Raw genomic sequence first — 11594 nt, 5'->3', positions numbered from 1 at the left:
AGACCGCGCGCCAGCCCGCCGCGCCGACGAGCAGGCCGCCGAGCACCGGGCCCGCCGCGACCGCGCTGCCGCTGATGGCGGCCCAGGCGGCGATGGCGCGGGTGCGGGCGGCGGGGTCCGGGTAGAGCCGCGTGATCATCGCCATCGAGGCGGGCACGCAGGCCGCCGCCGCGACGCCGAGCAGGGCGCGCAGCCCGACGAGCGCCCCGAGCGTGGGGGCCGCCGCGCACAGCAGCGAGAGCGCCCCGAAAGCCGCGATGCCCGAGCGGAACACCCGGTGCGCGCCGAACCGGTCGGCGACCGCCCCGGCCGTCAGCAGGAGCGCGGCGAAGACGACGGTGTAGGAGGTCGTCGCCCACTGCAACCCCGCCGTCGAGGCGTGCAGTGAGGACGCGAGGTCGGGTTCGGCGACCGACAGGACGGTCATGTCGAGCAGCACCATGAAATAGCCGAGCGAGACACCGGCCAGCGGGATCGTCCGCGTGGTGGCCGGCGTCGCCGGAGCAGTGATCGTCATGCCGTTCAGCCTCCGCGCGACGGGGGTTCCGCTCCACCGGCCGTCGCGTACGCTCCGTTCGGAAAAACCGAACGGTCGTGGTGGGGGCGTGGGATGGAGCTTCGTCAGCTGGAGGTCTTCCAGGCGGTGGTCCGGCACGGGACGGTGACCGAGGCCGCCGTCGCGCTCGATCTCGCGCCGTCCAGCGTCTCGGCCCGGATCCGCTCGCTGGAGCGGTCCCTCGGCGTGCCGCTGTTCGACCGGACGGCCCGCGGGATGCGGCTCACCCCGTCCGGCGAGCGCATGCTGACCTGGTCGGGCCGCCTTCTCTCCGCCGCGGACGAGGCGCGGCGGGAGGTCGTCGGCACGGCGACCGCGCTGCGCCTCGGCGCGCTGGAGACGATCGTCGCGACGCACGTCCCGCACGTCCTGGCGAGGCTGGCCGGGCGCTCAACGGAGATCACGCCGGACCGGGTCGAGGTGCGCTCCTCGGGCGTCCGGGACGAGCTGCTCGCGGACGTCACCGGCGGGTCCCTTGACGCCGCGCTGCTGCTCGACACCGGCGACGCGCTCGGCGACCTCGGGTTCGGGCGGCCCGAGGCGCCGCTGACCTTCCTGGACGTGGAGCCCGTCCCGCTCACCCTGGTCGCGGCCCCGGGCAACGCGCTCGCGGGACGGCCGAACCTCACCCGGGCCGACCTGGCGGGCCAGTCGCTGCTGGTCAACGTCGAGAAGTGCTCGTTCCGGCTCGCCGCCGACCGGTTCCTCGGGCCCGAGCCGGCGCGCGTCCGCGCCGGGGGCGTGCCGGTGCTGCGGGCCTGGGCCGAGCAGGGGCTCGGGATCGCGCTGCTGCCCGGGTTCGCGGTCGCCGACGCCGTCCGGCAGGGGGCGCTGGTGGCGCTGGACCTGCCGGTTCCCGACATCAGCCTGAGGTTGGTGTGGCGGTCGGACCGCGAGTCGCTGCCCGGTCTGCGTGAGCTGCTGTACGCCTGCGCTGCCACGCCTGTCGGCTGACCGTCCGATTAGGGACGGGCCGTAACGGGTCCGGCTGTGGGGACAAAACCGGAAAGGTTGCGGTTTGCCCAAGAAACCGTGACAGGGGCTTGTGGCGTAGTTCACGTTCAGCTGATCATCAGCCTCTATGTGGCATCCGGGGCTCGTCCTACGGCGGATGGCCAGCGACAGGACCCTGGTTCTCGCGGCCTGCGCCACCGCGCTCTTCGCGACGACCGTCCTCGCGGCCCTCGTCGGTTATGCGGGCGCGGTGACCCGCGACGGCCTGCACCGCACGCTCGCCCAGAACGCGCAGATCGGCGCGGCGGTCGTCGTGACCGTCCTGCCCGGCCAGGGCGCCGAGACGAGCAGGCAGCTCGACCAGGCGCTCCGCCGGACGTACGGGAACATCCCGTACCGGCTGGAGACGACGGCGCGCAGCGACTCCTACACGCTGCCCGGCCAGGAGCGCGCCCAGCACCCCGAGCTGACGAAGTTCGCCACCTTCACCGGCATCGACCAGCACGCGCGGCTGACCGCCGGACGCTGGCCCGCCGCGACCGGCGACGACACCGCCGAGGCCGTCCTGCCGAACTCCGCCGCCCGCCAGATGAAGCTGAAGCCGGGCGCGGTCTTCACCGTCCACGGACGCGTCGACAAGGCGTCCGCCATCAAGGTGCGGCTCGTCGGGACGTTCGACGTGCGCACCAAGGACGACTACCTCTGGCACCGCGACCCGCTCGTCACCACCGGCGCCGAACAGCAGAACTACACGACCTACGGGCCGCTCGTCCTGACGCCCGCCGTGTACCAGGCGCGGTTCTCCGCCGCGGGCGGCGACGTGACCTGGTTCGTCCGCAACGACCTGTCCCACCTGGACGTCTCCGGCCTCAAGGCGCTCGGGCAGCGCATGGAGGACTCCACGACCGCGCTGCGCAAGTACGGCGACGGCACGACCTTCGCCGTCTCCAGCGACCTGCCGCAGCTCGCCGACCAGCTCTCCAGCGCCGTCCTCGTGGCCCGGTCCACGATGTTCGTCCCGGTGCTCCAGCTCATCCTGCTCGCCGGGTACGCGTGGCTGCTGGTCGCCCGGCTGCTCGCCGACCACCGCCGCACCGAGCTCGCCCTCATGCGCACGCGCGGGGCCGGAATGCGGCAACTCGCCGGGATCACGGCCGCCGAAGGGTTCGCCGTGGTCGTGCCCGGACTCCTGCTCGGCCCGCTGCTCGCCGACCCGCTCCTGAAGCTCGCCGGGCACGCGCCCGCCGTCCGGGCCAGCGGAGTGCGGCTGTCCGCCGGGTCGCCGGGCACGCTCTGGACGGTCGCGGGCGTCGCAGCGATCGCGTTCGTCGCCGCCGTGACCGTCCCGACGCTCCGCGCCGTCAAGGGGACGTTCGTGGAGACCGAGGCCGCGATCAGCCGGGGCCGCCGCGGCGCCTGGGCGGGCACCGGCGCGGACCTCGCGCTCCTGCTCGTCGCCGGGCTCGGCGTGTGGCAGCTCACCCGGTACGGCAGCACGCCCCGGGCGTCCGGCGCGGGCGGCATCGACCCGTTCATCGTGTCCGGCCCGGCGCTCGCGCTGCTCGCGGGCGGCGTGCTGATGCTGCGCCTCGTCCCGGTCACCTCGCGCGCCGCCGAGCGGTTCACCACGCGCGGCCGCGGCCTCGCGCCCGCCCTCGGCGCGCGGCAGGTCGCGCGCCGTCCGCTGCGGTACGCCGGACCCGCGTTGCTGCTCGTCCTCGCCATGGCCGTCGGCGTGCTGTCCGCGACGACGATGAGCACCTGGCAGCGGTCCCAGAAGGACCAGGCCGACTTCCGCGCCTCCGCCGACCTGCGCGTCACCGAGCCGCCCGGCGACGTCGCGCTCGGCGCCCTCGGACGCGGCGCCCGCTACGCCACGCTGCCCGGCGTCCAGGACGCCGTCCCCGTGGCGCGGCGGACGGCCAGCTACGGCAACGCCGACGCCGTCCTTCTCGCCGCCGACACCAAGACCCTCGGCAAGGTGCTCCGGGTGAGCCCCGAGCTCACCCGGTCCCTCAAGCTCGGCGCGCTGGCCGCGGCCCGGCCCGCGACGCACCTGGTGCCCCTGCCCGGCAGCCCCACCAGGCTGGCCCTCGACCTGCGGCTCACCTCGCAGGGCGCCGCGCAGGGGCTCCCGACCGGCATCTACCTCGGCCCCTGGGACCCCAACGCCTCCACCTACGAGGTCACCGCGATCCTCACCGACGCCCGGGGCGCGACCTACACGGTCGACCTGAGCGGCCTCAAGGCCGACGGCAAGGCCCAGACCGCCACCGTGGACCTCGCGCCGCTCGCCGGCCCGCAGGGCGCCCTCTCCTACCCGGTCGCGCTGCGCGGCCTGCGCTGGTCGGACCCCGCCAACCCCAACCACGGGCCGATGACGTTCGAGCTGCTCGGCGTCCGCGGCGACGGTCCGGGCAGCGGCCCGGCCGCCCTCCCGCAGGGCTCGAACTGGGACCAGTGGTGGGACGACGGCACCGGACCGGGCGCCAGGAGCGCCCCGCTGAGCGCGCAGCAGAAGCCCGGCGTGCTCCTCACGACGACGATCCGGCCGAGCGCGCCGGTCGGCGACCCGCCGAGCATGCCGACGGCCCGGACCACGATGCTCGTCGCGCACGGCGACGCGCCCAACCACGACTACCAGCCGACAGGGAGCGAGCCGTCGCTGCCGGTCGTCCCCGGGGTCATCGACCGGTCCCTGGCCGAACGCGCGAACGCCAAGGTCGGCGACACGGTGGAGCTGCACCTCGGCAACGGCCGGCAGCGCGTCCACGTGACGGGGATCGTCCGCGCGCTGCCCGGCCTCGAGAGCGGCGCGTCCGGCGCGCTGGTCGACCTGCCCACGCTCTCCGACGTCTGGGAGGCCGCCGGCGCCGCCTCCGACACCGCGGCCAACCCCGACGAGTGGTGGCTGTCGGTGAAGGACGAGCGGACCGCCCCGGCCGTCGCGACGCTGAAGAACCGCCAGGGCTGGGGCGACGTCGCCGCCGACCGCATCCAGCTGCGGCAGGACCTGAAGAACGCGCCGCTCGCCGCGTCCCTCCAGGGCGCGCTGCTCCTCGGCTTCGGCGCGGCGCTCGCGTTCACGCTCATCGCGTTCATCGTGAACGCCGCGGTGGCGGTCCGCGAGCGGTCCCGCGAGTTCACCGTCCTGCGCGCGCTCGGCCTGAACCAGAGACAGGTCTCCGGGATGCTCGCGGTCGAGCAGGCGATCCTCGTCGGCCTCGGCCTGTTCGGCGGGCTCGCCCTGGGGTTGGTCGTGGCGAAACTCGTCGTGCCGCACATCGTGCTGACCGTCCAGGCCGCGCCGCCCTACCCGCCCGCGTCGCTGGCCGTGCCATGGGTCGCCGTGCTCGGCCTCGCGGCCGGGGTGGCGGTGATGCTCGGCCTTGTCCTGATGGCCGTGATCCGGGTACTGCGCAAGCGCGGCCTCGGCGGCGACCTGCGCGCGGGGGAGGACCGATGAGGGGGCCGCGGATCCGGCTCGTCCGGACGCACTGGGCGGCGCTGCTGGCGGTGGCCGTGCTCACGGCCGTCACGACCGCGCTCGCGGTGGTGTTCCCGGCCCGCGCCGTCAACGGTTACGACAAGGCCGCGGCCGGCGTTCTCGGCACGGACGGCACCGTGAACATCGTCGGCGCCGCCGGCGACCGCGCCGCGTTCAGCAAGTTCGCCACCCCGGCCGCGATGGTCGCCGAGGGCGTGACGTGGCACTCGATGATGCCCACGCGGCTCCGGAGCGCCACCCAGGTGGCCGACCCGTTCGCCCTCGCGACGAAAGAGGCCGTCCAGCAGCCCAGGATGGTCCGGCCCGCGAAGATCGACCTCGTCGTGAACGCCGAGCTGACCGGCCCCTACCGAGTCGTCCAGGGCCAGCCGTACCCGAGCGCGATGCATCCGGACCTCGCGCTCACCCAGGCGACCGCGGACCTGCTCGGCGTCAAGGTCGGCTCCGCCCTCCAGGTCGGGAAGGGCCCGAACGCGATCTGGTTCACCGTCTCCCAGATCATCGCGCCGGTCGACCCCGGCGGCGGCTACTGGTCCGGGCGCGGATCGGTCGTCACCCCGCACGTCGAGGTCGACGCCGACGGCCGGGAGACGGCCGTCGGCGGCGCGCTGATGAACTACAACGGCTACACGGAATTCCTGACCAAGTACTCCGGCAGGTTCCTCTACAACTGGCGCTTCCCGGTCGACCCGTCCGGAATCCACGCCTCGAACCTGGGCGGCCTGTCGACCGACCTGAACCGCTTCCGGGTCGCCGTCCCGGCGCGGACGGACATCTTCGCCTGCGAGGTGCACACCCCCCTCGACGGGCGGATCTCCGACTTCGTCGGCCAGTACGCCACCGCCCAGGTCATCACCGGACTGGCCTTCAGCGGCCTCGCGGCCGTGCTCGTCGGCGCACTGCTGCTCAGCCTCGCGCTGTTCACCGAACGCCTGCGCGGGACGCTCGCCGTCATGCGCGCGCGAGGCTCGTCCCTGTTCCAGCTCGTCCAGACGATCAGCTGGCTGACCCTGCCCGCCCTGCTGCCCGCGGCGGCCGCCGGATACGGGATCGGCCTGCTCGTCCACGCCGGGCCCACGCGGACGATCTCGCTCTACCTGGCCGGCGTCATCGCGCTGGTCGCCGTCGCCTTCCCGTGCGCGCTCGCCGCGCGCTGGAACCGGGGCGCGGCCACGGCCGGACGGCGCCCGGAGGGCACCACGCCCAAGGCGTCCCGGCGACGGCTCGTCCTGGAGCTCCTGGTGCTGGTCATCGCCGTGATCAGCCTGATCATCCTGCGCCGCCGCGGCCTCGCCGCCCAGGCCGAGCTCGGCGCGGACCCGCTGATCTGGGCCGTCCCCGTTCTGCTCGGCGTCGCCGCGGGACTGATCGTCCTGCGCGGCTTCCCCTGGCCGCTGCGCGCCGCCGGACGCCTCTTCGGACGCGGCCGTTCCATGGTCGGGTTCGTCGGGTTCGCCCGCGCCTCCCGGCAGCAGGTCGTCACCGTCCTGCCCCTGGTCGTGCTGCTGCTCGCCGCGGCCGTCGCCGGATTCGGCGCGACCGTCGACGCCGCCCTCGGACGCGGCCAGCAGACCGCCGCCTGGTACTCGGTCGGCTCGGACGCCCGGATCACCGCGACCCAGTTCGACTACCGGCTGCCGCAGCAGTTGAAGTCGGTGCGCGGCGTCACCGGCGTCGTCCCGCTGCGGTCCATCCCGGACGCGGGCATCGGCGGCGGAGCCGGCCAGAAGGGCCACGTCTCGATCACCGTCCTCGCCGTGGACCTGGACGCCCTGCGCGCCATCGCGGGCGGCGCCGCCCGGTTCGTCCCGCAGGCCCCCACCGCCCCGGACGGCATCCTCGTGTCCCCGGCGGCCGTCCAGTACATCGGGACGCAACCGACCACGCTGAACTGGTTCAACAAGTCGCTGCCCGTCCGCCCGGCCGGAATCGTGAACCGGTTCCCCGGCCAGGACGCCACCACCCCGTACGTGATCGTCCCGTTCCACGCCCTCAAGGACATCGACGCCTACCCGACACGCGTGTTCGTCCAAGGCCGGAACATCGACCGGAAGGCCCTGGACCAGGTCGCCCGCAAGGCCGTCCCGGACTTCGCGGCCAACTCGATCGGCGCCGACTTCGTCCGCTACCAGGGAGACGTCGAACAGTCCCTCCGCAAGGGGCCGATGGTCCAGGTCGTCCACAAGGCGTTCGCGGAATGCGCGCTCATCGTCGTCGGCTACGGCCTCCTGTCGGTTCTCATGCTCCTCCTCGTGGGCGCGCGCGATCGCGGACGGGCCATCGCGCACCTCGAGGTCCTCGGACTGAGCCGCAGGCAGCGCCGCACCCTCGCGCTCATCGAGATCGGACCGGTCGTCCTGTGCGCCGTCCTGGCGGGCTGGCTCGTCGGCATGCTGCTGCCGCGACTGACCGGGCCCGTGGTGAACCTGCGTCCGTACACGCTCGGGTTCGCGGCGTCCAACCACGCCGTCGAACCCCTGCACCTGGCCGCCCTCGCCGCCGTCCTGCTGGTGGCGGCGGGCGCGGCGGTCCTCGTGGACCGGATCTTCGACGCCCGCCACCGGCTGGGCGAAGTGCTTCGAACGGGGGAGGAGACATGACCGAGACGCCGAGCCTCGCGGAACTCGAACGGCGCGCGACCGACCGAGGTCCCGTCTACGGCACGGGGGCGCACATCGTGTGCGACAACCTCGTCCGCATCTACAAGGCGGACGGCATCGAGGTCGTCGCGCTCCAGGGCCTCGACCTGCTGGTCGACCCGGGCGAGCTGATCGCGATCGTCGGCGCGTCCGGCTCCGGCAAGTCGACGCTGCTGAACATCCTGTCCGGGCTGGACGTCCCGACCGCGGGGGTCGCCCGTGTCGCCGACGTGGACCTGCTGACGATGAAGGCGGCGCAGCGGCTGACGTTCCGGCGCGAGAAGGTCGGGTTCGTCTGGCAGCAGACCGCCCGCAACCTGCTGCCGTACCTGACCGCCGAGCAGAACGTCCAGCTGCCGATGCGGTTCTCCGGACGGTCCCGGAACCTGCGCCGCACCCGCGCCGCCGAGCTCCTCGGCGTCCTCGGCATCGGCGACCTGGCCGGACGCCGTCCCGGAGAGCTGTCCGGCGGCCAGCAGCAGCGCGTCGCGATCGCGGTCGCCGTCGCCAACGAGCCGGACGTCCTGCTCGCCGACGAGCCGACCGGCGAGCTCGACTCCGCCACCGCCGAGCAGGTCTTCGACGCGCTCCGCCGGGTCAACTCCGAGCTCGGCACCACGACCGTAATCGTCACGCACGACTCGCACGTGGCCGAGGAGGTCAACCGGACCGTCGGGATCCGCGACGGCCGGACGAGCAGCGAGGTCCGCCGCCGGAACGCCGTCGACGCCGACGGCCGCGCCGTGCGGATCGCCGAGGAGTACGCCGTCCTGGACCGGGTCGGCCGCGTCCAGCTCCCGCGCCACTTCATCGACGCGCTCGCCATGAAGGACCGGGTCCGGCTGGACCTCGAGACCGACCACGTCGCCGTCCACCGGGCGGAAGAGGAGCCAGGCAGTGAGTGAACCCGAGCGCGACCCCATCCTCACGGTGACCGACCTGGTCCGGACGTACCGGACGGGCAAGGTCGAGGTGCACGCGCTGCGCGGCGTGTCGTTCTCCGTGGGCCGCGGCGAGCTGGTCGTCCTCAAGGGCCGGTCCGGCTCCGGCAAGACCACCCTGCTCAACCTGATCGGCGGCCTCGACACGCCCACCTCCGGGAGCGTCCTGCTGGACGGCCACGAGGTCACGTCCCTCGACGAGGACGGCCTGATCAGGCTCCGCCGGCAGACGATCAGCTTCGTGTTCCAGTCGCACGGCCTGATCCCGGTGCTGTCGGCGGCCGAGAACGTCGAGGTCCCGCTGCGCCTGGCCCGCACCGCGTCCGCCGAGCGCGACAAGCGCGTCGAGACGCTGCTCGCCCTCGTCGGCCTCGCCGACCACGCCCGGCAGCGTCCCTACGAGCTGTCCGGCGGGCAGCGGCAGCGGGTCGCGATCGCCCGCGCCCTGGCGTCCCGCCCGCGCCTCCTGCTCGCGGACGAGCCGACCGGCCAGCTCGACTCGGAGACCTCCCGCGCGATCATGCCGCTGCTGCGCGCCGTGATCGCCGCCGAGGGCGTCACCGTCCTGGTCGCGACGCACGACCCCATCGTCATCGAGCACGCCGACCGCCTCCTGGCGATCACCGACGGCGCCGTGACCGAGGAACCCCTCCCCGCGCGCGCCTGACGGCCGCTGAGCGGTCAGTGATCGCTCTCGGTGCCGTACTCCCAGTGCCAGGGCTCGAACGGGCTGCTGTAGGCCCACGACGGGTGGACCCAGCCGTACGTCCCGGCGTTGGCCCGCATCCAGTTGAACTGGGTCGAGCCCTGGTTCTGGACGCCGTCGCAGAGGTCGACGGCCTGCCCCTTGCCGTGGTTGCTGGTGCCCGGCACGGCCGCGAACCCGGGCCGCTCCGCGTACACGCGATGCTGGTCGGCCAGGCTCCGGTACGAGGACGTCACGCACAGCTTGTGCCCGAACCGGCGCTTGTACGCCGCGTTCAGCTTGTAGAAGGCCAGCGCCGCGTCCGCGCGCAGCATCATGCCCTTCTGCGGCAGCGGGCACAGGTACTTGTCCGGGATCAGCCCGTTGGGGAACCTGGTGGACTCCGACGCCAGGCTCTTGTCACAGGTCAGTTCGAGTCGCTTGTCCGGGTCCAGCTTCTTCAGCATGCCCTCGAGCTGCGCGGTGAGCTGGGCCGACTTCTGCTTCAGCCCGTCGACCTGCTGCTTCAGCTTCGTCTGCGCGACGGCGTTGTCCGACTGGAGCTCCTGCGCCGCCGACGCCAGCGTCTGCCTCTGCTTCTGAAGCTGCGTGGCCTGCGCGATGAGCGACTTCTGCGCGTCCGCCAGATGGTCCACGTCGGCCGTCGAGCGCAGCGCCGAGACGTCCCCTCCCGCCCCGAAGACGGCCATCGAGCCGACCACTCCGGGCTGCTGGTAGGACGCGTTCGCCAGCCGCGACAGCGGCAGCCGGATCCGGTCGAACCGGGCGTCGGCCTCCGCGAGGTCCTTCAGCGTCGACCGCAGCTTGTCCTGGGATCCCGCGAGCGTCCGCCGGCTGTCCTCCATCTTCCGCGTCGCCGCGAGCAGGTCCTTGCGGGCCTTGTTCGCCGCCGTGCGCAGCTGCTCGGCCGCGTCGCCGCTGGGGTTCTGGGGCGCGCTCGCCGCGGCGCCACCGGGGGACACCAACGTCCCCACCATGAGGACGACCGCGATCAGTGCCGCCGACCGGGGAATCGGCACGTCTGGTTTCCTCCTGATGCCCGAAGCCGAAGAGCCGCAGGAACGCTACTACACGTCCCAGCGTGATCAGGGGGCAACGGTGCGACGATGACGGTCGCACCAGTGCCGCAGGAAGGGGTAGTCCTTCCACCCGGGCGGGCACCCCCGGCGCTGACCGGGCGGCCTCCCGGGCCGTTGCGTGGGCGTCGGCGAGGGCGCCTTCGGCCGGACGGCCGTCCGGTGATCCACCGCCGGAGGACGCGTCGCCGCGGGCTTCGGCCGGGGCGGAACGTAACCCTCCACAGTGGGATTGCTCTCCGTGGTCGCCGCCGTCGTCGGCCGCACGCCCACGGCGTCCGTCCGTCCCCCTGGCGACGTCCCGAAGAGGACCGCGCCGGCCAACACCACGAGGATCACGGTCCCCCCGGCGATCATCCAGACCCGCCGAGGCGTCCGCCCGACGCCGCCACCCCGAGGCCGCGCCAGCCCACGATGCCGACCCACCACGGGACCGAACTGTACTCACCCTCGCCCCATGGGGCCTAGTCCCCAAATTCGGTTCCACCCCTGCCCCTTCCGTCCCTTACCCTTGTCACCGGGTGACCCTGGTAGCCGGGTGACCCTGCAGCGGGTGTCCGCTACGCTCTACCGCGAACACCACCCAGCCTCCGTAGCTCAGGGGATAGAGCACCGCTCTCCTAAAGCGGGTGCCGCAGGTTCGAATCCTGCCGGGGGCACCACACACAGGGGAACCGCCCGCCCGACCACCGGCGCGGGCGGCCCTCATTCCGGCGAACACCGTGATCACCTCATCGGCGACGCAAATCTGATCTTCGATGGCGCACGGCCCCCGTCAAGATCACCCGGCACTGAGCGAGCCGCGTGCGCTTGTCGAAGCCGAACTCCACGCGGCAGGTGCCGAACGGCTTCCGCATGATCGAGTCAGACAGCAGATTGCCCGGATCTTGGCGAACTCCTGTGCCGTGGCGAAGATCTCAAGGCTGACGACGGCCGGATGCGTGGGCTTGTCGGACCTCCTGTGTCCGATAGGTCCCGGCCGGTGCCTTCATCACCGCGTCCGGGGTGCGTGTGAATGTTCCCGGCAGGGCTCGCTACGAGGCGGACAGCACCAGTGCGGTGCCGTCACTGCTCGCCAGGCCCATCGGCGCGGACCGGCCTCGTCATGCCTGCCTGGCTGATCGCGTCCACCTGGACCAGGTGGAGATCTTCTGGGACCGGCCGATGCGCTGACCGTCAGGTCAGCCTGAGGTGCCTTGCCGAATGATCGTCAA

The 11594-nt window shown here is 73.2% G+C and carries 7 protein-coding genes and 1 tRNA gene; 6 read left to right on the top strand and 2 right to left on the bottom strand.

Annotation, left to right across the window (positions count from 1 at the left end):
* On the bottom strand, positions 1-517 hold a 517-nt coding region (locus EBO15_RS34520; RefSeq protein ID WP_122198675.1), incomplete at its 3' end, for an MFS transporter.
* 93 nt (positions 518-610) lie between these two features.
* On the opposite strand from EBO15_RS34520, the gene EBO15_RS34515 reads away from it, so the two are divergent.
* The 5 genes from EBO15_RS34515 to EBO15_RS34495 all read left to right on the top strand — a co-directional run bounded on the left by EBO15_RS34515 (position 611) and on the right by EBO15_RS34495 (position 9265).
* On the top strand, positions 611-1510 hold the full coding sequence (locus EBO15_RS34515; protein ID WP_122198674.1) for a LysR family transcriptional regulator: 900 nt from the start codon (positions 611-613) through the stop codon (positions 1508-1510).
* Positions 1511-1667: 157 nt separating this feature from the next.
* On the top strand, positions 1668-4976 hold the full coding sequence (locus EBO15_RS34510; protein WP_147481792.1) for an ABC transporter permease: 3309 nt from the start codon (positions 1668-1670) through the stop codon (positions 4974-4976).
* Positions 4973-7618 (top strand): FtsX-like permease family protein, encoded by a 2646-nt coding sequence (locus EBO15_RS34505; RefSeq protein ID WP_122198672.1) that lies wholly within the window; start codon positions 4973-4975, stop codon positions 7616-7618. Before EBO15_RS34510 ends, EBO15_RS34505 begins: the two co-directional genes overlap by 4 nt.
* Positions 7615-8562 carry an ABC transporter ATP-binding protein gene (locus tag EBO15_RS34500; RefSeq protein ID WP_122198676.1) on the top strand — a complete coding sequence of 316 codons (948 nt, stop codon included), beginning with the start codon at positions 7615-7617 and terminating at the stop codon, positions 8560-8562. The genes EBO15_RS34505 and EBO15_RS34500 overlap by 4 nt, the downstream gene beginning before the upstream one ends.
* The gene (locus tag EBO15_RS34495) at positions 8555-9265 is read left to right on the top strand and encodes an ABC transporter ATP-binding protein (RefSeq protein ID WP_122198671.1); all 711 of its coding nucleotides are present in this window, start codon (positions 8555-8557) and stop codon (positions 9263-9265) included. Before EBO15_RS34500 ends, EBO15_RS34495 begins: the two co-directional genes overlap by 8 nt.
* Positions 9266-9279: 14 nt before the next feature.
* Here the strand turns inward: EBO15_RS34495 and EBO15_RS34490 are convergent, their stop codons facing one another.
* Complete coding sequence (locus EBO15_RS34490; protein WP_122198670.1) at positions 9280-10323, bottom strand: D-alanyl-D-alanine carboxypeptidase family protein; 1044 nt, start codon at positions 10321-10323, stop codon at positions 9280-9282.
* A 643-nt stretch (positions 10324-10966) separates the two neighbouring features.
* On the opposite strand from EBO15_RS34490, the gene EBO15_RS34485 reads away from it, so the two are divergent.
* Positions 10967-11042: transfer RNA gene (locus EBO15_RS34485), tRNA-Arg, on the top strand.
* Positions 11043-11594: the final 552 nt, after the last annotated feature.

Source organism: Actinomadura harenae (assembly GCF_003696215.1).
Classification (GTDB): domain Bacteria; phylum Actinomycetota; class Actinomycetes; order Streptosporangiales; family Streptosporangiaceae; genus Spirillospora; species Spirillospora harenae.
The sequence above is the reverse complement of the archived record's forward strand: the minus strand, read 5'-3'. Positions and strand labels throughout refer to the sequence as shown.